The organism is Candidatus Vicinibacter proximus (assembly GCA_016713905.1).
Taxonomy (GTDB): domain Bacteria; phylum Bacteroidota; class Bacteroidia; order Chitinophagales; family Saprospiraceae; genus Vicinibacter; species Vicinibacter proximus.
This window is the reverse complement of the sequence record JADJOE010000003.1, coordinates 1,778,340-1,803,662: the sequence shown is the minus strand read 5'-3', so window position 1 is coordinate 1,803,662 and position 25,323 is coordinate 1,778,340. Positions and strand designations below refer to the sequence as shown.

20 protein-coding genes are annotated in these 25,323 nt (G+C 35.5%); 15 read left to right on the top strand and 5 right to left on the bottom strand.

Annotated elements, in window-relative coordinates; all coding sequences use genetic code 11:
• Positions 1-200: 200 nt before the first annotated feature.
• From IPJ83_15750 to IPJ83_15690, 13 genes are all read left to right on the top strand, one after another.
• A complete protein-coding gene (locus IPJ83_15750; GenBank protein MBK7881993.1) occupies positions 201-518 on the top strand; it encodes a hypothetical protein in 318 nt (105 codons plus the stop codon).
• 52 nt (positions 519-570) lie between these two features.
• Positions 571-792, top strand: a complete 222-nt coding sequence (locus tag IPJ83_15745; protein MBK7881992.1) for a hypothetical protein — start codon at positions 571-573, stop codon at positions 790-792.
• Between the two features lie 450 nt (positions 793-1,242).
• Entirely contained in the window at positions 1,243-2,271 is a 1,029-nt protein-coding gene (locus tag IPJ83_15740; protein ID MBK7881991.1) for a pesticidal protein Cry7Aa, read from the top strand.
• Between the two features lies 1 nt (position 2,272).
• Positions 2,273-4,732, top strand: a complete 2,460-nt coding sequence (locus IPJ83_15735; protein ID MBK7881990.1) for a glycosyltransferase — start codon at positions 2,273-2,275, stop codon at positions 4,730-4,732.
• Between the two features lie 229 nt (positions 4,733-4,961).
• Positions 4,962-5,642: a PorT family protein gene (locus IPJ83_15730; GenBank protein MBK7881989.1), complete on the top strand. Its 681-nt coding sequence runs from the start codon at positions 4,962-4,964 to the stop codon at positions 5,640-5,642.
• A gap of 243 nt (positions 5,643-5,885) precedes the next feature.
• On the top strand, positions 5,886-6,179 hold the full coding sequence (locus tag IPJ83_15725; GenBank protein MBK7881988.1) for a YtxH domain-containing protein: 294 nt from the start codon (positions 5,886-5,888) through the stop codon (positions 6,177-6,179).
• Positions 6,180-6,256: 77 nt separating this feature from the next.
• Complete coding sequence (locus tag IPJ83_15720; GenBank protein MBK7881987.1) at positions 6,257-6,604, top strand: hypothetical protein; 348 nt, start codon at positions 6,257-6,259, stop codon at positions 6,602-6,604.
• Entirely contained in the window at positions 6,604-6,993 is a 390-nt protein-coding gene (locus tag IPJ83_15715; GenBank protein ID MBK7881986.1) for a hypothetical protein, read from the top strand. The genes IPJ83_15720 and IPJ83_15715 overlap by 1 nt, the downstream gene beginning before the upstream one ends.
• Positions 6,994-7,217: 224 nt before the next feature.
• Positions 7,218-10,469, top strand: coding sequence for an Ig-like domain-containing protein (locus IPJ83_15710; protein MBK7881985.1), 3,252 nt, complete (start codon positions 7,218-7,220; stop codon positions 10,467-10,469).
• A gap of 11 nt (positions 10,470-10,480) precedes the next feature.
• On the top strand, positions 10,481-12,511 hold the full coding sequence (locus IPJ83_15705) for an OmpA family protein (protein ID MBK7881984.1): 2,031 nt from the start codon (positions 10,481-10,483) through the stop codon (positions 12,509-12,511).
• Positions 12,512-12,754: 243 nt separating this feature from the next.
• Entirely contained in the window at positions 12,755-12,940 is a 186-nt protein-coding gene (locus tag IPJ83_15700) for a CsbD family protein (GenBank protein MBK7881983.1), read from the top strand.
• 52 nt (positions 12,941-12,992) lie between these two features.
• Positions 12,993-13,427: a hypothetical protein gene (locus IPJ83_15695; GenBank protein ID MBK7881982.1), complete on the top strand. Its 435-nt coding sequence runs from the start codon at positions 12,993-12,995 to the stop codon at positions 13,425-13,427.
• 332 nt (positions 13,428-13,759) lie between these two features.
• Positions 13,760-20,446: a DUF3494 domain-containing protein gene (locus tag IPJ83_15690; protein MBK7881981.1), complete on the top strand. Its 6,687-nt coding sequence runs from the start codon at positions 13,760-13,762 to the stop codon at positions 20,444-20,446.
• Between the two features lie 116 nt (positions 20,447-20,562).
• Here the strand turns inward: IPJ83_15690 and IPJ83_15685 are convergent, their stop codons facing one another.
• From IPJ83_15685 to IPJ83_15665, 5 genes are all read right to left on the bottom strand, one after another.
• Positions 20,563-21,165 (bottom strand): GNAT family N-acetyltransferase, encoded by a 603-nt coding sequence (locus IPJ83_15685; protein ID MBK7881980.1) that lies wholly within the window; start codon positions 21,163-21,165, stop codon positions 20,563-20,565.
• A gap of 12 nt (positions 21,166-21,177) precedes the next feature.
• Complete coding sequence (locus IPJ83_15680) at positions 21,178-21,516, bottom strand: antibiotic biosynthesis monooxygenase (GenBank protein ID MBK7881979.1); 339 nt, start codon at positions 21,514-21,516, stop codon at positions 21,178-21,180.
• 148 nt (positions 21,517-21,664) lie between these two features.
• Complete coding sequence (locus IPJ83_15675; protein ID MBK7881978.1) at positions 21,665-21,970, bottom strand: MmcQ/YjbR family DNA-binding protein; 306 nt, start codon at positions 21,968-21,970, stop codon at positions 21,665-21,667.
• A gap of 10 nt (positions 21,971-21,980) precedes the next feature.
• Complete coding sequence (locus IPJ83_15670) at positions 21,981-22,553, bottom strand: hypothetical protein (protein ID MBK7881977.1); 573 nt, start codon at positions 22,551-22,553, stop codon at positions 21,981-21,983.
• A 129-nt stretch (positions 22,554-22,682) separates the two neighbouring features.
• Entirely contained in the window at positions 22,683-23,690 is a 1,008-nt protein-coding gene (locus tag IPJ83_15665; protein MBK7881976.1) for an MBL fold metallo-hydrolase, read from the bottom strand.
• A 251-nt stretch (positions 23,691-23,941) separates the two neighbouring features.
• Between IPJ83_15665 and IPJ83_15660 the strand changes: the two genes are divergently transcribed.
• Together IPJ83_15660 and IPJ83_15655 are read left to right on the top strand one after the other, a co-directional pair.
• Positions 23,942-24,406, top strand: coding sequence for a T9SS type A sorting domain-containing protein (locus tag IPJ83_15660; GenBank protein ID MBK7881975.1), 465 nt, complete (start codon positions 23,942-23,944; stop codon positions 24,404-24,406).
• Between the two features lie 492 nt (positions 24,407-24,898).
• Positions 24,899-25,192 (top strand): hypothetical protein, encoded by a 294-nt coding sequence (locus tag IPJ83_15655; protein MBK7881974.1) that lies wholly within the window; start codon positions 24,899-24,901, stop codon positions 25,190-25,192.
• Positions 25,193-25,323 lie beyond the last annotated feature (131 nt).

The following is a 25,323-nucleotide window of genomic DNA, read 5'->3' as shown; positions in this document are numbered from 1 at the left end:
ACTGCTGAATATATTTCTTTTATTAGGTGAATTCACTATCAGGCTTTTTTTGATATCCGAAGCCCAACTTATTTTCATTCGAATATTTATTTTTTTAATATGTGATTAATATAACAACAAAATGGAATTGTGTAAATTCTTTATGAAATAGTGTGAGATCTTTATCCCATGGAAATTTATTCCAAATAAATTAATGGATTATGAAAAATTATGTGTTTATTTTATTCTTATCATTGACTGTGACTGCTGTGTTTCCAAATCTTGCACAAGCCAACAGTACTGAGAAAATTATACTTGTAAATCACACCGAGATTGCAGGAGTTTCAGAGAAAGATGCTTTAGTCAAAAGATTAAATGAGATCAGAGGCATGGACAGATCTACACTAAATGCACAGGAAAAGTCAGATCTGAAGAATGAGTTAAAAGCTATGAAGCATCAAATAAGACCTGGAGGAGGATTGTATCTGTCCATAGGTTCATTGATTGTAATCATCATACTTTTGATTATTTTATTGTAGGCTGATTTTGTATCCCTGTAAATTGATCTATTAAATCATAAACTTTAAAGATATGCCGTCAAAATCGATAGGAATTATTTTAATTGTTGTGGGAGTTATCATGATAGCTTATACAAGTTTTAATTATGTGACTACTGAAAGAATCGTGGACATAGGTCCAGTTAAAATTGATGGAGAAAAGAAACACCAAGTTCAATGGTCACCTATTGCTGGCGTGGTATTGCTGGTTGGAGGCGTTGCCTTTTTATTCTTGTCTAAAAAGAGTTCAACATAGGTGCATTTTGCTTTTCTGCAATTTAAAATTATAATTAGATACCGGGTTTAAATTGTCTTTTGATTGGAAGGTGAGATATAATAGTTTTGCCTTCCATTTTTTATTCAGTTCAGAATGGAGCGCTGGATTTTGTACTTGCAGGATTCGAACTTTAGAATAAATTGGTCTTTGGTATCGTGTATAGAATCTTAATGTCGGATGATGGTTAAAGTATTTTGAACCTAATAGGTTAAGTTGATGTTCTCATGGATATAGGCAATATACAAGTTGTAGTTATTTTTAGTCTGGGGTAAGGATTGATTCTTATTTTCAATTTTATGCCACTCCTCCTAAAACCAACCAGACAGGATTTCTTTGATGCAAGATTGTATTTTATGTTTTCAATTTTATTTAGATAAAATTGGATCAACTGCTGCGTTTAGAAATTTACGTTTAACCTAATTTATTCAAATGATAAAAATTTCCAAAAGGGGCGTTATTCTCGAAAAATCTCAATTAACTTTTGAACAGAATGGTGTTCTTAATCCTGCTGTTTACCAATGTGAGGAGAAGCTCCATATGTTATATAGGGCAGTGGAGGATGGAAATTTTTCCAGCATAGGGTATGCATGTTTAAAGGATCCACTCGTAGTCGATTACCGATTAGAACATCCACTAATGGTTCCGGAAACAAATTATGAATCACATGGCCTAGAAGATCCCCGACTTGCTAAAATCGACGAACTTTATTATTTGTGTTATACTGCCTATGATGGGACCAATGCGTTGGCGGCAATTGCCACATCAGCTGATCTGGTGCATTTTGAAAGGAAGGGGATTGTGGTTCCGCAAATCGATTATGAGACTTTTAAGTCATTGACAAAAGATTTAAAGTTAAATGAAAAGTATTGCCGTTACAATGAAAAGAATAATCATCAGTCACATCCTGAACAGTTAAATTTAATTTGGGATAAAAATCTGGTGCTTTTTCCAGAAAAAATCGAGGGTAAATTTACATTCCTGCATCGCATAAAACCGGACATTCAATTGTTCAGTGTTGTAAGTCTGGACGAATTGACACCGCAATATTGGGAAGATTATTTACGAAAGCTGGACAAACACATAGTGCTTGCGCCAAAATATGATCATGAATTGAGTTATATAGGCGGGGGATGCCCTCCAATTAAAACGCTTCATGGTTGGCTTATCATTTATCATGGAGTGCATGATACAACGGAAGGATACGTTTACAATGCTTGTGCAGCCCTTTTGGATTTAAACGATCCGACCATAGAAATAGCCAGATTGCCCTATCCATTAATAAGTCCTGAGCTGTCCTGGGAACTAAAGGGTGAAATAAATAATGTATGCTTTCCAACAGGTACGGCAGTTTTTGACGATACACTTTATATTTATTATGGTGCGGCAGATGAGAGAATTGCATGTGCTACCATAAGTTTGGATGAACTAACAAAAGAACTTTTACTTAACTCCATTTAATATGAATACCAATAGCTTGATTAGAATTCATGATGGTTCAGAATTGTCCATACATCCGAATCTTAGATTGATGAATGAGAGCAGACAAGAACTCAGGGAGCAAACACTTCCTGAAATCCTATTTATTAGTTCCTACCCACCCAGAGAATGTGGAATAGCAACATATTCACAGGATTTGATTAAAGCACTCAACAATAAATTTAGTAATTCATTTTCGCTCAAGGTTTGTGCATTACAATCCGATTTAGAAGTTAGAAATTATCCTGAAGAGGTGAAGTACATTTTAAATCCAAGTGAAAAGGCTAATTTTTTTAATCTTGCTCAACTGATTAATAAAGATAAGAATGTAAAACTGCTGTTGATTCAGCATGAATTTGGGCTGTTTCCTTCCGGAAAAGATAATGTGTTATTGCAATTTATTCAAATGGTAGAGAAACCTTCTATTTTGGTTTTCCATACAGTTTTACCTAATCCCGATGCTTTTATGAAGGATAGTGTAACCCAGTTGGCTTCAGCATGTTCTTCAGTAGTGGTGATGACTAAAAATTCCGCTAAAATTCTCAAAAGCGCTTATGGCATACAAACGCATAAAGTTGAAGTTATTCAACATGGAACCCATCTTGTACCCCATCTGAATAAGGAATCCTTAAAATTGAAGTATGGACTTCAGGGCAAAAAGGTTTTATCCACATTTGGCTTATTGAGTTCAGGAAAAAGTATTGAGACTACTTTAGATGCATTGCCAACAATTGTTAAAGAAAATCCTGGGGTAATTTTTCTTGTCATTGGAAAAACTCATCCAGGAGTTATTCTTAGTGATGGAGAAATATACCGCAACATGCTGGAGGCCAAAGTAGAAAAACTGGGTCTTCAAAATTATGTCAAGTTTATTAACTATTTTCTGCCTCTGGAAGATTTATTAGAATATTTACAACTAACCGATATATATTTATTTACCTCAAATGATCCGCATCAGGCCGTAAGTGGCACATTCGCCTATGCAATGAGTTGTGGTTGTCCAATTATTTCCACTCCGATACCTCATGCTAAAGAAGTGTTAAGAGAAAACACTGGAATTCTGATCGACTTTCAAAACAGCCATCAGCTTTCTGATGCGGTAAATCGATTGATGAGTGACGAGGCACTTCGGACTACTTTTAGTCTGAACGCACTTCAAAGAATTGTACCTACTTCCTGGGAAAATGCTGCAATTTCTCATGCAATGCTTTTTATGGAAACTGCCTGTCAAATCAATAGTTCTTATACACAAGTTAAATCAGGGTCACAACGTGGAGGATATCAGGCAGAGTTTATCAATTTGCAATACCGCCTTCCTGTGATAAGTTTGAATCATATTAAGCGGATGACAGATGATTTTGGCATTGTCCAATTTGGATTGATCAATCAACCGGATCTAAGCAGTGGATATACACTGGATGATAATGCTCGTGCACTGATAGCAATGTGTATGTTTTATAAAATGACACCACACGCTGAAGACTTGTTGGAGATTAGAAAATATTTAGATTTTATACAATTCTGTCAGCAAAGCGATGGTAGTTTTTTGAATTATGTGGATATTGAAAGAAATTTTACAAGTCAAAATGAGTCTACCAATTGCTCTGATTCAACCGGAAGAGCAATATGGGCATTGGGATATTTTATGTCTTGTTATGATGTACTTCCTGTAGAATGGATAAATGAAGCAAAAGCATGTTTAATTAAAGCTTTGCCATTGGCAGAAAAGATGCATTCGACCAGATCGATGTCATTTATTATAAAAGGATTGTTTTATTCACTTCAGCGGGAACCATCTGTTGAATTTTCTGATTTGATTAAAAAGTTGGCAGATCGTCTGGTTCAGATGTTTCGTCATGAAGCAGAAAATGGATGGAATTGGTATGAGGGTTATCTTACTTATGCGAACAGCATCATACCTGAGGCTTTGCTTTGCGCATGGTCTGTTACCACTGATCCAGTCTATAAAGAAATTGCAAAGCAGTCATTTGATTTTTTATTGTCTATGACTTTTGACGATGGAGGGATAAAAGTAATCTCCAATAAAACATGGCTGGTAAAAGACAAGAAGACCGCCCGACACGGAGAGCAACCTATTGATGTAGCTTATACTATTCTTGGGTTGGACCAATTTTATCAGGTTTATAAGAAAAAAGAACACTTGCATAAAATGGCAATAGCATTTAATTGGTTTATGGGTAATAATCATTTACATCAGATAATGTACAATCCTTGTACAGGAGGGTGTTATGATGGACTGGAAGAGACTCAGGTGAATTTAAATCAAGGTGCAGAATCCACCATCAGTTATCTGATGGCAAGAATCACTGTAGAGAAATATTTTATTGCTAGGCAAAATTCAATTTTGCTTCAAAATAAAGGGAAAAATAAAAAGTTGCAGGTTGAAGACAAAATCACCGATTTATCATTTCTATTTAATTAAATTTCATTTTTAGGTTCCATTTTTGATCTAATTATGGTTATTTGAATTTTTTTTAAAATAGTACTTATTCCATCTTATAATTTTGTCGTTATCATATCAAATATTTAAGATTGATTTATTAATGTGTTCACGTAATAAGTGAAGTTTGTAACATTAAGTCAGCCAAATGTAATTATAAATGAGGATACTGTAAGAACTTTGTATCCTAATTAAAATCAATCTTAAATTTATGTTTAACTTTAAAATGAAATTATTTACTTTTTGCACTTTAACTGCATTTTTATTTAGTATGCCTGATAAGATATTAGCGCAAAGAGCAGTTGTAGGGGTTCGATTAATGCCAACATTTTCAAAATTGGATGTCAATAATTCATCCGGTGGCGTCATCAAGGGGGAGGTAACATTGGGATATGGGGTAGGAGCCTTTCTTGGTTTTAGTTTTTCAAGGTTCATAGGCATTCAAGCGGAAATTATTTATAGTTCTTTATCTCAGAAATATAAGGAGATGGACGTAGAGCGTAATATTAGATTAAAGTATCTAAATATTCCGTTAATGCTTTCTTTAAACACAGGCAAGAATAAATTTGTGAATTTAAATGTCGTAGCTGGTCCACAAGTGGGCATAAGTGTTGGTAGCAGATTAGTTATTGCAGATGGCGGGACACCAGGATCTACTGACGGAGTACTTTCCGTTAAGCGTGGAGATCTTGGATTTGCTTATGGTGCGGGTGTTGACTTCGCATTGAATCCAGCCAAGAATATTCGTCTTGGATTAGGATATCGTGGCGTGGTTGGCTTGATTGACATCAGTGATGACAGCAGAACAGATGCCAATAATTCTTATTATTTATTGGATAAATCACATATAAAGACCAATGCAGTTTATGCGGGTGTATCATTTATATTTTAAGGATATGGCATTTTGAGTTGAAGTAATACCTTGGAAAAATTAAATCCTGTTTCGAAAGAAACGGGATTTTTTGTTTTATTTCTTTTTAATTTATTTCCTAAAAAAGTAGCATAAAGAATGAAATCATAGAAATCTAAATTTATCAGTGAAACTTGTAATTAATAAAAATTTGGATGTAATTTATATTGAAAATAAAAGACCAATTTTGTAGAGTAAAAATTTATTTATAACACAAAAAATACTATTATGAATCTGGGAAAAGTTTTATTGGGAATTGCAGCCGGAGTTGCTGTTGGGGTTACAGTAGGTGTTTTATTTGCACCACATAAGGGATCAAAGACAAGGAGGAAAATTGTTGAAAGACAAGTTGAATTAACGGATGATTTGGAAAATCGAATAGATGAATTTATTAATTTGTTATCCAAAAAATATGAGTCTATAAAAGAGGGTGCTACCCATATAACAGAAGCATGGGTTTCAAAGCCTGAAGGAACCAACCACAACCCAAAATCTAATGATCAGAAGGTATCATCTTGATAGGTTTATTATTAGTTCAAGATTTTTTAAATTAAGAAATAATAACCAATAAATTATCCATTTAAATTAATTGTCTTATGGGGTTGAAGATAGAGGAAATTAAGTCTTTGGTTGGATATACAGAAGAGTATGTAAAGACAACCTATAAGCTTTATCAATTGAAAGCAGTAAGAAAGAGCATTGACTTGGCCAGTTTTATAACCACCAGGCTTTTTTATATTGTGTTATTATGCTGTTCTTTATTTTTTCTTTCGATAGGCTTGTCCATTTATTTAGGAGAATTATTGAATAGTTTATATCTCGGTTTTTTTATAATGTCATTTGTAATATTTATTTCTTCAGTGGTTTTTTCTTTTTTGGGTTACCGATGGATCAAGAGGATCATAGGAAGTATTTTAATTCATAAAATCGACTTGACAGAATAATGAAAATTAATACATACGAAATTGAACTAAAGCTTGCTATTGAAGTTATGGAATTGAAGCATTCAGAACAAGGGGCTATTCTAAACGAAAAGTTTACCCAAATGATTGGGCAAGTCAGTCTTGGAGATTTAATTATAAGGTCTCTGTGTGAAATTTCAAATTCAAAGAGTTTGCAAAAGGAGGCTAAGGGTGTTGTGCTCAATTTAGCTTTGGATGAATTATCTTCCTGTGTCATCAAGTGGGTGGAGAAGAAACCCATGAGGAAAATAATTTTTAATGTGTTGATTTTAGGTATTTCGAAATCTGAAATTAATTTTGGAATTCAATTGAGATCTGTTTTAAAAAGTGCATTCGCAGCAATTATCAGTTATAAGCGAAATGTAAAATAATTAATTTCTGACACATCGCATGTGCATAAAATTTTAGAAGAAATTATTGGGTTTTCTATCTATTGATCTGGTTAGAATTTAAAGGATTATTTTCTTCCAGATGAAAAAATAAATTTGGTATAGTTATATTTTGATTATTTATTTTTTCAACATGAATCATGTTGTATTATATATCTGTTTTTCAAAGTGGAAATTCGTTCACTTTTAATGTTTAATTAATGAAAATGAAGAAGTTGTTTACCTTTTTTGCTGTAGTATCGATAGCCTTGATGGCTTCGTGCAAAAAGGATGATTTTGTAGATATCAAGGGAGTATGCCCATTGGTAATTTCTACCAATCCGACAAATGGAGAAATCGGTGTTTCCCTGGATAAGTTAATTACAATTACATTTAATGAGGAGATGAATCCCTCTACTATGCACTCAGGGACTATATCCATCACAGGTTTATCGCAGATTGCAGGAGTTATAACCTATTCTGGTAATACTGCAAGTTTTAATCCAGTGAATGATTTAGAACCCAACACCACCTATACAGGAAGAGTGACCAGAGGTGTAAAGGATGTCAGAGGAAATGCCTTGCAAGTGGATTATGTTTGGTCGTTTAGCACTGGAATTACCTTATCCCCGATAGTAATCGTAACTGATCCATTCAATAATGAAAAAAATGTAGTGCTGAATAAAATTATTTCAGCTACTTTCAGTGAGTCCATGGATCCTGGGACTTTTTCAGCAAGTTCATTTATTATTACCGATGGAATAAGCCAGATCGATGGTTTAATTTCCTATAATGGTACAACTGTTAATTTTCAACCAACCACCTTGTTGGATCCAAATGTAACATATACAGCAATATTAACTTCATCCATTACAAATGTCTCAGGAATACCTTTGGTTAATGATTATGTGTGGACATTTATGACCATCAATAATATTTCCCCTTTTGTAATTTCTACAGATCCTTCAAATGAGGAAACAAATGTTGTTTTATCTAAAGTGGTAAGCGCAACTTTTAGTGAATCGATGAATGCATCGACCATTAATGGCTCAAGTTTTATTTTGAGACAAGGCACTACAATTATTTCAGGTGTGGTCAGCTATACAGGAGTTACCGCGAAATTTACTCCAACTTCACCTCTTGTTGCGAATACCACATATACGGGAACCATAAGTGCTTCTGTTAAGAGCTCGACTGGAATAAATATGTCATCCGATTATGTTTGGATATTTAGCACCGGTTCTATTTTGGCACCTACTGTTATTTTTACAGATCCTGCAAATGGAGAAACAGGTGTGGTGCTCAACAAAGTAGTTAGGGCAGGATTCAGCACACCAATGAATCCTTTGACCATTACAACAGAGAGTTTTATTTTGATGCAAGGTGTAAATTTGGTTCCAGGCACAGTAACCTATGCCGGAACTATTGCAACATTTACACCAACTCAAGCACTTAAACCTAATACAGTTTATACAGGTACTATTAAAACTCTTGCAAAAAATATTGTCGGTACACCATTGTTGAATGATTATGTCTGGTCCTTTACCACTGTATTGAATTTAGCACCTGTTATAATTTCTACTGATCCGACCAACAATGCAATTAATGTGCCCACTAATAAAGTGGTAACTGCAAACTTTAGTATGGCTATGGATCCTTCAAGCATCACCACAACCAGTTTCTTTATGATGCAAGGTGTAAATTCTGTAAAAGGTGTTGTTTTGTACCAGGGAACCACGGCATCTTTTGTGCCATCCAGTTCATTAAAGTCCAACACACTTTATACAGTAACCATAACTAATGCAGTTAAGAATCTCGCAGGTGTAACCATGGTGAACAATTATGTATGGTCTTTTACTACTGTCACAGTTCCAGCGCCAACTGTAGTTTCAACGGATCCATTCAATAATGAAACAGGAGTTGCATTAAATAAAATAGTTAAAGCAACTTTCAGTATGGCCATGGATCCACTTTCGATCAATGTGAATACTTTTATATTGAAACAAGGTGTGAACATAATTCCTGGAACTATTTCTTATTCAGGAGTCACTGCCACATTTACACCAACCGGGGCATTGTTGCCGAATACTGTTTATACCGGAACTATAACCAACGGAGTAAAGAATCTTGCGGGAATTCCTATGGTAAATAATTATAGTTGGTCATTCACTACTGTTTTAAATTTAGCTCCTACAGTTATTTCCACGGATCCAACAAATGGAGCAACCGCAGTAGCCCTTAATAAAACTATTGGTGCTACTTTTAATATGGCCATGGATCCATTGACCATCAATGGAAATACCTTCACCTTGAAAGAAGGTACAAACACAGTAACAGGATCCATTTTTTATTCTGGGGTGACAGCAATATTTACACCAACCGGTGCATTGTTGCCGAATACTGTTTATACCGGAACTATTACTACCGGTGCTAAAAATTTGGCAGGAATTCCATTGGCAAATAATTACGTTTGGACTTTTACAACCATAGCAGGGATTCCACCAACTGTGATTTCCACTGACCCGAATAATACTGCTGTAGGTGTCGCTTTAAATAAAGTGATCACAGCAAATTTCAGTATGCCGATGGATCCGACAACTATAAATAGTAATACTTATTTCGTAAAGCAGGGGAATAATTTGATTCCTGGAAGCATATCCTATTCCGGAACTGTGGCGACATTTAATCCTACCAATGATTTGGAATTGAATACTTTGTATACAGTAACTTTAACGAATAGTGTGAAGAATCTTGCAGGTACTCCCATGACAAACGATTATGTTTGGAGTTTTACCACTAGAACCTTTATCAACCCACCATTGGTCAACCTTAAATCCGTAGAAAGATTTGGAATTATTGCTGGAGTAGGAATTAGTAACAATGCAGGTATCAGTGTCATAAATGATTTGGATGTCGGTATCAGTCCGGGCGTGCGATCATCAGTTACCGGATTTCCACCTGCGATAGTAGTAAATGGTGCAATTTATTGTTCGGATGATGTTTCACCTCCAGGAGTGGCTGCATTGTTGACTCAGGCGAAAGCTGATCTTACAGCGGCCTATAATTTTGCTCAGGGTGCTTCTTCACCTCCACCGGTTACCATATCAGGTGATCAAGGAGGGTTAACCTTGGCGCCGGGCATTTACAAAACTACCTCCTCCTTACAAATTGCTTCCGGTGATTTAACACTGGATGCTCAAGGCGATCCAAGTGCTGTTTGGATCTTTCAAATAGCTTCAAGTCTTACCACTATTGGCGGTGCTGGTGGCAGTGTGATACTTGCAGGAGGAGCTCAAGCCGGAAATATTTTCTGGGCAGTAGGAAGTTCCGCCACAATAGGAAACAGTACTGCTTTTCAAGGAAATGTATTGGCGTTAACTTCTATAACCATGAATACTGGCGCTTCAGTGGATGGAAGAATGTTGTGCATCAATGGTGCAGTAGTTCTTACCGGAACGAATACAATTAACAGACCTTAAATTTTAAAAAGATGAAAAATATTATAATGATAGATACAAAACCTTACAATACAGGGTCGCACTATCAAACTCTTATGAAGATTACTTTAATAATTGTTTTGTTTATGGCAACACTTCAATTACACTTAACCGCACAATCATTTGAATACACTAAACCTTCCTGGTGGATAGGCGCAGCAGCGGGTGCAAATTTAAATTTTAACAGAGGATCTACGCAAGAGTTGAATGCGGAATTTACCTCACCAGTTGCCTTTCACAATGGGTTTGGTGCAGGTTTATTTCTGGCTCCTTTAGTAGAATATCAGGCGCCCGGCTCAATGTTTGGCTTTGGATTTCAGGCAGGGTACGACAGTCGAAAAGGCAAATTCGATCAGGTAATCACACCCTGTGATTGTCCTGCGGACTTGAGTACAAAGTTGAGTTATATCACCGTGGAACCTAGTTTGAAATTTGCTCCTTTTAAATCAAATTTCTATTTGTTTGGTGGGCCGCGTATTGCTTTCTTAATAGATAATTCTTTTACTTATAAATTAGGCATTAATCCTGCCTATCCGGATCAACTGCCCAATCCAGATGTAAAGGGGGATTTAAGTAATACAAACAAGACTTTATTATCTATGCAAATTGGAGCGGGATATGACATTCCAATGTGTTCACAGAATCATCAGATTCAATCTATGATTTCTCCATTTGTTGCGTTTCAACCTTACTTCGGTCAATCTCCTAGATCAATTGAAACCTGGAATTTGACAACGGTAAGAGTTGGCGCTGCAATAAAATTTGGAAGAGGAAAGAAAATTCCTCTTCCGGCAATTATCTTAATGGAAGATCCTGTATTTAAATTCACCATCATTTCCCCAGAAAATATTCCTGTTTCCAGGAGAGTGAGAGAGACTTTTCCTGTATTAAACTATGTTTATTTTGATGGAGAGTCTACAGAAATTTCAGATCGATACGTGTTATTAAATAAAAATCAAGTAAAAGACTTTAAAGAAGATCAACTTGAAGTTTTTAAACCTAAAAAACTGTCAGGACGTTCGGACCGTGAGATGGTTGTGTACTATAATGTACTAAATATCTTAGGAGACAGAATGCAAAAAGAACCTTCATCGGATATCATTTTGGTTGGTTCTTCCATCAAAGGAATTGATCATGGTAAGTTAATGGCGTCATCTGTAAAAGAGTATTTGGTGAATATATTTGCCTTAAATCCGAGTCGTATTAGCATAGAAGGGCGAGATAAACCAAAAATACCATCTGAACAACCCGGAGGAACTTTGGAACTTGATCTGCTTCGTGAAGGGGATCAAAGAGTATCCATTGAAAGTAATTCTCCGGCACTTTTGATGGAGTTTCAAAGTGGTAAGGAAATGTTGTTGAGGCCTATTCAAATTAATTCCATCCAGGAGGCTCCTTTGGATAGTTATGTTTCATTTAACGTTGAAGGGGCTACACAAGCTTTTACATCATGGAATATAGAAATAAAAGATAGTAAGGGCAAAATTCAAAGTTTTGGACCTTACCACAAAGATCTGGTTACCATTCCGGGTAAAACCATTTTAGGAGAAAGACCTGAGGGAGATTTTGTGGTAACTATGAAAGGGATAAGGGAAGATGGTAAGATTGTTTCACAAAGCAATAAGGTTCATATGGTCCTTTGGAAACCGGATGAAAATGAACAGGGCATTAGATATAGTGTGATTTATGAATTTAATGAGTCAAAAGCAATTTCAATTTATGAAAAATATCTCACCGAAGTGGTTGCAAAAAAAATACCTGTAGGTGCTAAAGTTATCATACATGGTCACACAGATGCCATTGGAGAGGAAGCCAACAATCAAAAATTATCACTGGCCAGGGCATTGGATGTGAAAACAATATTGTCTGCAAGTCAGGCATTGGAAGGAAGAAATGATGTTATTTTTGAAGCCATGGGTATGGGAGAGGACGATACGTTTGCACCATTTGGCAACAAATTTCCAGAAGAAAGAGCCTATAATCGCACAGTAATTATAGACATTATTCCAAATAAAGAAAGGTAGTATAATTTGAAGGGTTAATCAAGAGGGGCTGCCTATTGTAAAATAGGTAGCTCTTTTAGTATACCTATTTCTAGTTTGTAAAATTTTCATTGTCCTCGAAAATAAATTAGATTTTGAAGGATTAAGTTTTATATGAAATTGAGTAAAATATGTAAATAATAAATTTTTGGATGTAATTATTATAATTAATGATGGTGCATCTTTGGGGAGTGATAATTCAATCACAAGATAAATATTTAGAAAATGAATTCAACAGAGTTAAAGGGAAATTGGAACGAGCAAAAAGGGAAACTAAAACAAAAATTTGCTGAACTGACTGACGATGATCTTATGTTTGGTGAAGGTAAGATGGAAGAAATGATTGGTAAGTTACAAATAAAGCTTGGTAAGTCCAAAGAAGAATGGCAGAAGATGATGGCCGAACTGTAAAAGAATCATTACACTTTGAGAGACCAAAATTAACTTTAAAAATTATTAAAAAATGAATAAAATATTGTTTTATATATTGCCGGTGGCTTTGATTTCAAGCCTAATTATGATGTGCTCGTCTCCCGCAGAAAAGGTTAATACTGCACAGCAGGAAGTCAATCAGGCCAACAAGGATTTGGAAAAGGCCAATCAGGAGTATCAACAGGATATCTTAAATTATAAGAAGGAAAACGAAACCCGTATCGCCACGAATGACCAGTTGATATCAGATTTTAAAGTCAGGATCGCCAATGAAAAGAAAGCTGTCAAAGATGAGTATAATAAGAAGATAGCTGAATTGGAGCAAAAAAACACCGATACCAGAAGAAAATTGGATGAATATAAAGCTGAAAGTAAAGAAAAATGGGAGAGCTTCAAATCCGAATTCAACAGAGATATGGATGAATTAGGTACTGCGCTTAGTAATTTGACAGTAAAAAATAAGTAATAATTAGAGTATATTTTAAATAAAATGTTTAGTGGTTTCATCAGGTCCTTAGATTAATTTTAAGGACCTGATTTTTTATATTTTGTTGTTTCAAATTATTTCTGCGTGGAAAATAATATTTAATTCATGGCTTAAGCTTGTAATATGAATTTTTTTATTTTTATTTTTGAAATTGAAATAGTGGTGGAATCCTTTTTTAAATATTGAGATTTGAATGATTATTTAATTCTGTTAATTATGTAACAGAATTTTTGAGAGGTGTAAAGAATTAGATTTTTATCTCACGAAATTTGGGTGGTTGAAAATAGTTTCATCCATCAATTTCTTTCAAAATGAAGTACTATATTCTCTACGCTTTTATTCTAACACTTCTCAGCTTATTGCCGCGTACAGCATACACCCAGGCTCCAAATTTAGGAACTACTTCAACTTTTGCACTGTTCACTGCAGCAGGTGCTTTTAACAACAATGGCACAACAACAGTAGTAGGGGATATTGGTACTAATGTAGGTGCATTCTCAGGTTTTCCTCCTGGAATTGTCGCCGGCCAGATTCATGTAGCTGATCCTGTAACTGCACAGGCAGCAGTGGATGTCGATGCTGCTTATATGCAATTAGACGGATTACCTTGTGGTGCAGTGATTGGCACTACATTAGGAAACAATCAAACTTTAATGCCGAACATTTATTGTTTAGGAGCTGCATCTGTGATAAATGGGGATCTCATTTTGGATGGTCAGTGTGACCCAAATGCATTATTTATTTTCCAGATTGATGGTGCACTTTCTACGAATGTTTCTGCCAGAGTTATTTTAATTAATTCTGCATCTATTTGTAATGTTTACTGGCAGGTAAATGGCGCTTTTTCATTAGGTGACAATTCTGTGTTTCGAGGAACTTTAATAGGAAATGGAGCCATCAGTCTTTTACAAGGATCTAGTCTGTTAGGAAGAGGACTTTCTCGTGCAGGTGCAATTGAGTTACATACCAATGTTGTAAATATAGATACCAAACCTACGGCATCAAATATTTCTGCAAATGGTCCTTCTACATTTTGTGTAGGAGATAGTGTGGTTTTAACAGGCAATTGCGGTGGAACCTGGAATACCGGTTCCACGGTTTTAGCCATAACTGTAAAAATATCAGGAGATTATTTTGTAACCAATATAAATTCATGCGGAAGTTCTGTTTCAAATCATATTCAAGTTATTGCCAATCCAGTTCCGGTTTGTTCCATTAATGGATTATCGGACATTTGTGAAGGACAGTCCACCAACCTTTGTTCTCCTCCTGGAGCCGCAAGTTATCTTTGGAATACCGGGGCAGTAACGAATTGTATTTTGGTGCGTGATGCTGGAGTTTATAGCGTTACAGTTTTAGACTTAAACGGATGCAGCAGCACATGTAGCAGGACCGTGACCACCATACCAATACCAGTGTGCACAATAAGCGGAAATTCGGTAATTTGTGATGGTCAATCCACGGAACTTTGTTCCCCTTCTGGTTCTGCAAGTTATTTGTGGAGCACAGGACAAACTACCAGTTGTATTCCTGTTAGTTTGGGCGGAAATTTTTTGGTGACAGTTACGGATGCCTCAGGTTGTAGTAGTGTGTGTAACAAGGTTGTAAGTTTGTTGCCATTACCATCCTGCAATATCAGTGGAAATGCAACATTTTGTGAAGGGCAGTCCACGGAACTTTGTGCGCCATCTGGTTCTGCAAGTTATTTGTGGAGCACAGGGGAAACTACTAATTGTATCACAGTAAGTGTTGCTGGAAATTTTATAGTTACAGTAACAAGTATGGCAGGGTGTATAAACACTTGCAGTATTGTTGTTAATGAACTTCCATTGCCCGTTTGTTCCATCAGTGGCAATGCTGTAATTTGTACGGGACAATCTACGGAACTTTGTTCTCCTGCTGGTTCTGCAAGTTACTTGTGGAATACTGGTCAAACAAATAATTGCATCATTGTAAGTGTGGCCGGGACTTATTCTGTAACCGTGACAGATGCATTAGGGTGTATGAGTATTTGTAGTAAAGTTGTAACAATACTTCCGGCTCCGGTTTGTACCATCAGCGGAAATGCAATCCTTTGTGAGGGACAAAGCACAGAGCTTTGTGCACCTGCAGGAGCATCTAATTATCTATGGAGTACCGGACAGACAACAAATTGTATCATCGTAAATTCAGCAGGTAATTACAGTGTAGTGGTAACTGATGCTGCAGGATGTAGCAGCACTTGCAATAAAAGTGTAATCATAATCATTCCACCGGCATGTAATATTAGTGGAAGTAATTTTATTTGTGTAGGCCAAAGCATTCCACTTTGTGTACCTGCTGGATCGTATGCGTACATTTGGAATACCGGTCAGACAACAAATTGTATTTCGATAAATAGTGCAGGAAATTATACGGTTACTATAACTGATGCACTTGGCTGTACCAGCAGTTGTGCCAAACAAGTAACATCAAGTCCACTGCCTATTTGTAATATTACCGGTAAGGATAATTTTTGTACTAATGGAGAGCAAATATTACTTTGCGCTACAACAGGAGCATTTAGTTATTTGTGGAATACCGGCGAAACAACAAGTTGTATAAATATTTTTAATGTGGGTATTTATGCAGTTACCATTACAAATGCAGCAGGATGTAATTCAAGCTGTAGCAAAACTATTTATTTTCAACCCTTACCTGATTGTGTAATTTCAGGAGACGAATTCATTTGTCAAGCCGGACAAAATATTGAATTATGCACTCCTCCCGGATCGGCATCATACCATTGGAGCAATGGTAAAACAACCAATTGTATTACCATCAATACTGCTGGTACATATTTACTTACCATTACGGATGCAAGTGGATGTACCAGCACTTGCAGCAAAACAGTAAGTCTTAATCCCTTTCCATTTTGTCAGATTAGTGGTTTGGATTTTATTTGTGCAGAAGGGCAAGAAATCCAACTTTGTGTCCCTGCAGGTGCCAGTTCTTATTTATGGAATACGGGCGCGATGACCAATTGTATTATGGTTAGTTGGCCCGGTAAATACGAAGTATCCATCACCAATGCCAATGGATGTGTCAGCAAATGCAGCAAGACAATTATTATTACTCCATTTGCAGATTGTCAAATCCTTGGAAGCAATTCCATATGTTCCGGTCAACCTTCGCAGCTATGTGCGAGTCCTATCGGTCTTAACTATTTATGGAGCACCGGGCAAACCTCAGGATGTATTGAAGTGATTAATGCAGGAACTTATACCCTTACAGTTACAAATACCAACGGATGCACTAGCGTTTGTGAAAAAAATATGTTGAATGCCATTTCACCCGATTGTACCATTACAGGAAATAATGTTATTTGTGAAGGATTTACCACGACATTTTGTGCGCCGGAAGGAGCTGTGAGTTATTTATGGAACAATGGAATGACAAGCCAGTGTATAACCATTAGCACACCTGCGAATTACAAAGTCACGGTAACCAGTGCCAGTGGGTGTAGCAGTATTTGCAGTAAAACAGCCATCTTAAATCCATTGCCAATATGTGACATCAATGGTAAAAATTCAATCTGTCAATCAGGACAAAATATCAAAATTTGCTCTCCGCCTGGAATTGGTACATACATTTGGAATACCGGACAAATATCTAATTGTATCAGTATAGATACCCCCGGAACTTTTACGGTCACAGTAACCAGTGCGCTTGGATGCAGTAGTGTTTGTTCTAAAACAATTTTTCTGGATTCAATTCCAGATTGTACTATTTCTGGTGATGGGTTTATTTGTGAGCTTGGTCAGGCTACAACACTTTGCGCACCAACAGGTGCCAAAGGCTATCTTTGGAGCACAGGCCAAAAAACTAATTGTATCACAGTAAACCTTCCCGGGACTTATATTGTAACCGTAACAAATTTTGAAGGCTGCAGCAGCAGTTGTTCAAAAGTAGTTAGCTTATATTCTTCACCAACCTGCATTATTACAGGAGGCGATATTATTTGTCTGGAAGGACAATCGATTAGTTTGTGTACCCCTTCGGGTGCAATTTCATACCAATGGAATACAGGACAGAACACCAATTGCATTGCTGTGAATTTACCCGGAAGTTATTCGGTTACCATTACCCATCAAAATGGCTGTATCAGCACATGCACAAAATTAGTGAGTTTGAATACTAGTCCAACTTGTACAATAATTGGCGATACATTTATTTGCGATACTTTGAAAAACATTATCTTGTGTACACCAACAGGTGCTCAATCTTATCTATGGAATACAGGCCATTCCACGAATTGTATTTCAATTAACTTGCCAGGAACTTATTCTGTTTCCGTTACCAATATGAATGGGTGTGTAAGTATCTGCTCTAAAAATGTTGTATTTAATCCTTTGCCATACTGTCTCATTACGGGGGACGCATTTATTTGTGGGGAGGGTAAGTCATCTACCTTATGTGTACCAACTGGTGCAACATCGTATTTGTGGAGTAACGGTCAAACTACAAATTGTATTCAGGTGAATACACCTGGAAATTATTCAGTGACCATAACACATGCAAATGGCTGTGTGAGCACTTGTGTTAAGGAAGTTGTTTTAAATCCAACACCTGCTTGTAGTATTTCAGGGGATGAAATTATATGTGGTATAGGCAGATCCGCAGCCCTTTGTGTGCCAGAAGGTGCGGCTGCATATTGGTGGAATACCAATCAAACAGAAAGATGTATAGATGTCAGTTTACCTGGAACCTATTCTATTACCGTCACAAATACAAACGGGTGTATCAGTAAGTGTAGTAAGATTGTTTTACTCGATTCACTTGTTCAGTGCAATATCACCGGAGATGATTTAATTTGTGAAGAAGGAGGATTGACCACTTTGTGTGCTTCTGTAGGTGCAAAATCCTATCATTGGAATACGGGTGATACTACACATTGCCTTTCGGTAAGTTTGCCAGGCCTTTATTCACTCACCACCACCAATTCAAATGGATGCATCAATACTTGCGATAGAACAGTGATTAGGAGTGCAGGTTCCGGATGTATCATTACAGGGAATAATTTTATTTGCAATGGAGAGGCAACATTATTATGTGCCCCATCAAGCTGCGCTGCATATAAATGGAGTAATGGGGATACTACAAGTTGTATTATAGTTCGAAGTTCGGGTTTATATTCAGTGACTATTACCGGTATGAATGGTTGTGTGAGTATATGTAGTTTGAATGTCCTGGATACTTCGGCAAGATCATGCATTATTTCTGGAATTACAACAGTTTGTGAAGGGCAGCCCACACTTTTATGTGCACCTTCCGGATGTTCAGAATATCTATGGAATAACGGAGCAAGAACAGGTTGCATACTTGCTAAAAATCCCGGCATTTATTCTGTAACCATAACGAATAAAAATGGTTGCAGCAGTATCTGTTCGGTTATGGTCACTTTAGAACCGAGTGTCAGCTGTTTGATTTCTGGAAAAACAACAGTTTGTGAAGGTCAACCAACATTATTGTGTGCGCCTCCGGGTTGCGTAGAATATCGTTGGAATACAGGGGCAAGAACCAGCTGTATTATGGCCAGCTTACCTGGAATGTACTCTGTTAGTTTGACCAATGGGAATGGCTGTATCAGTACGTGTTGCGTGTCAGTATCCGAAACACAAGCTTCTACTTGTCTCATCACAGGTAATCAAATTATTTGCCCTGGGCAACCTACACTTTTGTGCGCACCTGATGGATGTGCTCAATATTTGTGGAACACAGGAGATACTACTAATTGCATCATTGCAAGAATCGCTGGAATGTATTCGGTTACAGTTTCCAATGCGAATGGATGTACAACCAGTTGTTGTATGGAAATTACGGAAAGTCAAGCTCCTAATTGTTTGATCACCGGCAATACTAAAATAGAAAATGGAAAATCTACTTTATTATGTGCACCGGCAAATTATGTTTCTTATCTATGGAATACCGGAGATACTTCTGCATGTGTGCTCATCAGACAAGCAGGTAAGTATACGGTAACGGTAACAGGAGACAACGGTTGTTCCAGCAGTTGTTGTGTGGAAATCAATCAAGCACAATCACTCCAATGTTTGATTACAGGAGTAGATAGTATTTGCATGGGGCATTCTAATTTACTTTGTGGACCAACCGGATGTATTTCATATTTATGGAATACCGGAGACACTACCAGTTGCATTTTAATTCAAAATGCGGGAAATTATTCACTATCCGTAAAGTATCCAGATGGAAGTATCAAAATATGCAGTCTTTTAGTCGTTGAAAAGGAAAGTCCACCTTGTCTTATAAGCGGTAACAATTCAATTTGTCAAGGTCAATCTTCAGAGTTATGTGTGATTGAAACCCAAGGTGCTACTTATTTATGGAATACCGGACAAACAACTCGATGCATCATTATAGATAGCGCGGGTACATATTCCGTAACAGTTACCTTGAATGCATGTCAGCGCACATGTAGCTTTAACGTCGGAAAAAGTCAGAATTTGTTGAGTAAAATAACCGGAAACTTATATCCCAAAAAAGGTAAAATTACAACATTGTGTGCTCCTTCGGATCAAAGGTTTTACCTATGGAATACCGGGGCCACAACTTCTTGTATTGAAGCGAGAGCCGGGTATTATTCTGTAGTAGTTACAAATACCAATGGATGTATAAGTACTGGCACCGCTCATGTGAGGCAGACGGCATCAGATATCAATTGGGTTGCCAAAGATCAATCGTTTCTTACTAAAGGGGTGGTGAACATAAATATATACCCTAATCCATTTAAGGATTATACTAATATTGAATTTCATTGTACTTCAACCATTGAAAAGCTAACCATTGAATTATACTCTATTAATGGTAAGAGGATAGCGGTTTTATTCGATCATCAGATATATGAAGGAAATTCTTATTCGGTGGTTCTAAATTCTGAGCATTTGCCGGAAGGAATTTATATATGTAAGGTAATCCATGGAGATGAAATAGTCAATAAAAAGGTATTATTGATTAGATAGTTGAATGAAGTCTAGTACCCATACTCATAAACGTTATGAGTATGGTACTTTTTTTTTTCTGATGGTGGGTCAATTTTTTATTTTTTCAACTTGAAAAACTAAAGATTTACATCACATCATCCTACACATTTATTGCCAAGCATTTTTTTAATATTGCCCAACCATTCTTCTCTGAGAATACTAAGTACAATACTGTCCCTACGGCCACCATCAGATTTAATCACATTGGATCGTAAGACTCCTTCCTCGGTGCAACCAATGGATTTCATTGCTGCAATACTTCTTTCATTATTGTGATCTGCTCGAAATTCAACTCTCTTAAAATTCTTATGCTCAAACGCAAATTCCAGCAATAAATATTTGCAATTTTTATTTAATCTCGTTCCCTGGAATTTTTTTCCGTACCAGGTATAGCCTAATTGCAAAGTTTCATGGAATAATTGTATGTCATAGAATCTCGTAGAGCCTGCAAATTCATTTGTCCTTTTGTCCAAAACAGTAAAGGCATATTCTTTTCTTTCGGTTCTCCCTCTAATTGCCTGCTCTATATAATTTTTCATTCCTTCTTCACCTGAAGCCTGGATTAGTGAATATTTCCAAAGTCCTGGTTCATTCAGGGCAAATGGCAAAAGATCTTTAAAATCATCCTTAGACAAAGGTCTAAGTAAGACAATGTCATTTTCAAGAATAAAGTCAAAGTCATAATCAAATTCAACCATAATTAAAGAATATTAATTTTTCCGTTTTTCATTCTCTGCATCCAGATGAAATTCATAAGCTCTTTCTACTTTGCATATGCTCATGTGGTACCATTCATACCACATTTTTTTGCCGAGTTTCTGTGCAATGGTATGTTCTGAATTTTCTTTCCAGTTTCTAATGGCCTCAAGGGTCTTCCAGTAAGAAACTGTAATGCCGATTTCGGATCTGGCACTTTCAATTCCCAAGAATCCATCCTGTCTTGAAGAAAGTTCTTCCATTTTTGTAGCCATTTCACCGTATCCCTCATCCAAAGAGGTTCTTTTTGAAGTAAAGATGACTGCATAATAAGGTTTTGGCCATTGATCCATAGGAATTAAATGCATGTTTGTGATTTTGGATTAAAAATAAGCAATACTGTTTTCTTTACACTGATTGGTTATAAATTTAAAAGAAATGCACTGATTTTATTGGAGTTATTTTTAGAAGATTTTGGAAAATTCTTTCAATGTATAAACTTCATTTTAATGCACCCAAGTATGCAAGTTTACACATTTCAAGAATAATATCTGGATCCGTTTCATTTATATTGATGTTTGTCCATCCTTGTTCTCCCCATTTATTTGGGACCCTTAACACACCTTGCAATCCTGTATAGACAGATTGCTGTACAGGACTGAGTTTGACAGTTAATTTATCCCCGTTCTCATGTAAGCTTGCAAAAATTCTCTTTTTTGTCCGATAGGCAGTTTTTTCAAAATGTAGAACTTCACTGCATCCGGGCATCGAGCGTAGATTATCTTTAAGAGATTCTAAGTTATACATAGTTTTTATATTATTTGGCTAGACTTGCAATGCATAATTCTCTTATCCTCCAAATTTCATCTATGCTGTAATTAATTTCGGGTCTCTCTTTCAGCCATTTTTCTAAATACATTTTATGGAATATCGTTTTTTGTTCTCCGGCTTCATGAAGTGAAATTTTTTGTTCATGAATAATTTCAAAATTCGAATTAGTTTCATCAGTAAAAGTGCAATCCAATATTTGGTCATTAATTTTTAAATAGCAATGTGCTTCCGGAATGTATGGAAGCTCATGAGTGGAAAGAATAGTACTAATTTTTTTATTAAAATTTATACTCATATTAAAGAACCCAATAAATAGAGCAATGTGATTCCATGAGTTTTCTTCTGCAAGCATTTTCAGAATTGCATGTTTAGTGCTGCAGGTTCCACATCCTTCCACTAAAACAGCCAAAGGAAAGTGTCGTTGCTGATTTCTTTTGTATGGTAAACCTTTAGTATAATCAAATGCTTCCTGAAAGTTATTGCATCTCAATTTTAAAAACTGAACGGAAGCAGGTCCGTTTGATTTGATCGTTAATCGGGTACAATCCGTTTCTTGCATAACTTCTTAATTCACAGATTCATCTTTTTTTTGCCATCGATCTACATAAAATTCATTTTCATTATGTTGGGCAAATGTTTGACATACAAATTTATAAAAAACCAAACATCCATACTTATAAACGTCCAATTACAATTCAAATTTATCATGCATTCGGGCGATTTTAAATCCATTTTTAAGCACTTGTTTTGCCTCCTTACTTTTTAAATTAAGGACAGGATTGGTGTGGTTAAAGTGAATAAAATGTATCTTGGCTTTATCCTTGACGTCTATATCTGAAAAAAGTTTCATGCTTTCAATGATAAATGGATGTGGAATTTCCTCAATATTTCTGTGGTTGATTTCTGTGCCATCATAGAATGTTCCATCAATAAAGACATAATCCATTTGCAGAACAAGTTGTTTAATATCTATTTCCCATTTTTGCCATTTATCTATGTCCGGAATAAATAATGCTTTTTTATTTGGTCCGTAAAAGATAAACCCAACTGTTTCTGAATATTCCTCACGATGAGGGACAAGAATGGGTTGAATGTTCAATCCTTTTTTGAGTATGACATTTTCCTCGTTCTGCATCATGAGAATCTTAATATTGCCTTGTTTGATCAATTGATCCCAAGGTCCGTTTGACTGAAGAAATTGTGTCATCCTAGGCATGGCATACACCAATACATTTTTTGAATTCATGGATTCTTTTCCCAGATACATCAATCCTGTATAATGACCGATGTGTGCATGACTTAAGAAAATTGCATCAGGTAGTTCGCTTTTTGAATATTCCATTAGCTTGTTAAGATTCCCCAATTGACCAACAAAATCCGGACTGGCTTCGAACAAATATTTCTTATTTTCAACAGGGTCAATAAGACCAAGACTAACCACTTTTCTAGATTGGTCAGGATTGGTAAATAGGTTTTTGCAACAGTCTTTTGTGCATCCAGCCTGTGGTGAGCCAGCATCCTGAACCGTTCCCAATACAACTAGGTATGGGTTTTTTATTGGTGAATTTGGTTTGTTTTGAGAAAAGATATCCTTTATTGGATGGCATGATGCAAAAAGAAAGACCAACAGACTCGATGTAAAGAGAAATTTTAAAAACCTGGATGGAACGATTAAGTTAGCTTTCACTTTGTACATATTTTGCTCCTACAAAGTTATTCCTTTCCATGTTTAAATTTTGTACTCCTTCTTAAAAAGTTAAGTTTTCCTCTGCATAGTAATTAAATATTTAGTCCTTTTGAAAATTATTTGGGTGATATTTTTGGTTATTGAAGTATGTATAAATTAAATTTTGCTAATGCCTTATTCAACCATGATGTTGTTTTAAATCATAAAAACCGATGATTAATATCATTTTTAATCCTAAAAATTTGAGATAGGTTAGGGCTATGAAAAAACAATGTTCATTCATGTTGTCTTTGGTTGCAACGATGTTCTACTGTTGGTCTCAACAATCTATTGACGCGTCGGGCGGTAGTGTCAAATTGGCCAACTATTCATTCGCGTACTCAGTTGGAGAAATCGGGTCGGTGACTTTGGGAAACAAAACTGTTGGATTTTCAACAGGGGGTGTGATCCAGCCGGACCCATTGATGAGTACCGCGACGAATGATTATCTGTCCGGGAAGACCTACGTATATCCGGTACCTGCGCAAAATGAATTACATTTTTATCCGGTTATGCTTGATGGACTTAGATATGAGATCTACTCTATGGATGGTGTTTTGATTTTCGGAGGCAGGTTGAGTAACAGTAGGTTAAGGGTTCATTATCTGCCGTCGGGAGTTTATTTTATGTTTGTTTATTCTGATTCGAGTAATCAAAAGGTGAGATATAATTTTATCAAAGGGTAGTCTAAAAAAAATAATAACAAAAAAAAAAAAAAAAAAAAAAAAAAAAAAAGAAAAAAAAAAAAAAAAAAAAAAAAAAAAAAAAAAAAAAAAAAAAAAAAAAAAAAAAAAAAAAAAAAAAAAAAAAAAAAAAAAAAAAAAAAAAAAATAAAAAAAAATAAAATAAAAAAAAAATATTTAAAACCCCAAATAAATAAACCAAAGGGACACAAAAGAAAAAAAAAAAAAAAAAAAAAAAAAAAAAAAAAAAAAAAAAAAAAAAAAAAAAAAAAAAAAAAAAAAAAAAATTAAAAATTTAAAAAATAAAAAAAAAAAAAAAAAAAAAAAGAAGAAAAAAAAAAAAAAAAAAAAAAACAAAAAAAAAAAAAAAAAAAAAACAAATAAGAAAAAAAAAAAAAAAAAAAAAAAAAAAAAAAAAAGTGGAAAAGAAAAAAAAAAAAAAAAAAAAAAAAAAAAAAAAAAAAAATATAAAAAAAAAAAAAAAAAAAAAATTCCATGAGAAATATTTCGAAAAAAACAAAAAAAAAAAAAAGAAAGCAGGACCCAAGACAAGGGGGGCTGAGGGAAAAAAAAACCAAAAAAAAAAAAAACCAAAAAAAAAAAAAAAAAAAAAAAAAAAACAAACCAAAAAAAAAATGTTTTAATTTAAAAAAGGGGGGTCTTTCAACCCCCCCGAGGGGAGGAAAAAAGGGGGAGAAAAAAAAAAAAAAAAAAAAAAAAATTGGAAACAAAAGGGGAAGCGCCCCCGGAGTTAAACCAAATTATTCGGCGGGAATGGTATTCAAATAAAAAAACATTATTAGATAGGTGATATACTAGATGGAAGGTTGACGTGTGAAAAGTGAAATAATGACAGCCTCCAAATGAAAATGATTATTATGGATTGCGTTACGCGGAATTCGTGGTCCCTTTGGTTAAGT

Bases quoted from the DNA above. Each gene is read 5' to 3' on its own strand.
- IPJ83_15750 (MBK7881993.1), top strand. From the start codon at position 201: ATGAAAAATTATGTGTTTATTTTATTCTTATCATTGACTGTGACTGCT.
- IPJ83_15745 (MBK7881992.1), top strand. From the start codon at position 571: ATGCCGTCAAAATCGATAGGAATTATTTTAATTGTTGTGGGAGTTATC.
- IPJ83_15740 (MBK7881991.1), top strand. From the start codon at position 1,243: ATGATAAAAATTTCCAAAAGGGGCGTTATTCTCGAAAAATCTCAATTA.
- IPJ83_15735 (MBK7881990.1), top strand. From the start codon at position 2,273: ATGAATACCAATAGCTTGATTAGAATTCATGATGGTTCAGAATTGTCC.
- IPJ83_15730 (MBK7881989.1), top strand. From the start codon at position 4,962: ATGTTTAACTTTAAAATGAAATTATTTACTTTTTGCACTTTAACTGCA.
- IPJ83_15720 (MBK7881987.1), top strand. From the start codon at position 6,257: ATGGGGTTGAAGATAGAGGAAATTAAGTCTTTGGTTGGATATACAGAA.
- IPJ83_15715 (MBK7881986.1), top strand. From the start codon at position 6,604: ATGAAAATTAATACATACGAAATTGAACTAAAGCTTGCTATTGAAGTT.
- IPJ83_15710 (MBK7881985.1), top strand. From the start codon at position 7,218: ATGAAGAAGTTGTTTACCTTTTTTGCTGTAGTATCGATAGCCTTGATG.
- IPJ83_15705 (MBK7881984.1), top strand. From the start codon at position 10,481: ATGAAAAATATTATAATGATAGATACAAAACCTTACAATACAGGGTCG.
- IPJ83_15700 (MBK7881983.1), top strand. From the start codon at position 12,755: ATGAATTCAACAGAGTTAAAGGGAAATTGGAACGAGCAAAAAGGGAAA.
- IPJ83_15695 (MBK7881982.1), top strand. From the start codon at position 12,993: ATGAATAAAATATTGTTTTATATATTGCCGGTGGCTTTGATTTCAAGC.
- IPJ83_15690 (MBK7881981.1), top strand. From the start codon at position 13,760: ATGAAGTACTATATTCTCTACGCTTTTATTCTAACACTTCTCAGCTTA.
- IPJ83_15685 (MBK7881980.1), bottom strand. From the start codon at position 21,165: ATGGTTGAATTTGATTATGACTTTGACTTTATTCTTGAAAATGACATT.
- IPJ83_15680 (MBK7881979.1), bottom strand. From the start codon at position 21,516: ATGGATCAATGGCCAAAACCTTATTATGCAGTCATCTTTACTTCAAAA.
- IPJ83_15675 (MBK7881978.1), bottom strand. From the start codon at position 21,970: ATGTATAACTTAGAATCTCTTAAAGATAATCTACGCTCGATGCCCGGA.
- IPJ83_15670 (MBK7881977.1), bottom strand. From the start codon at position 22,553: ATGCAAGAAACGGATTGTACCCGATTAACGATCAAATCAAACGGACCT.
- IPJ83_15665 (MBK7881976.1), bottom strand. From the start codon at position 23,690: ATGTACAAAGTGAAAGCTAACTTAATCGTTCCATCCAGGTTTTTAAAA.
- IPJ83_15660 (MBK7881975.1), top strand. From the start codon at position 23,942: ATGAAAAAACAATGTTCATTCATGTTGTCTTTGGTTGCAACGATGTTC.
- IPJ83_15655 (MBK7881974.1), top strand. From the start codon at position 24,899: ATGAGAAATATTTCGAAAAAAACAAAAAAAAAAAAAAGAAAGCAGGAC.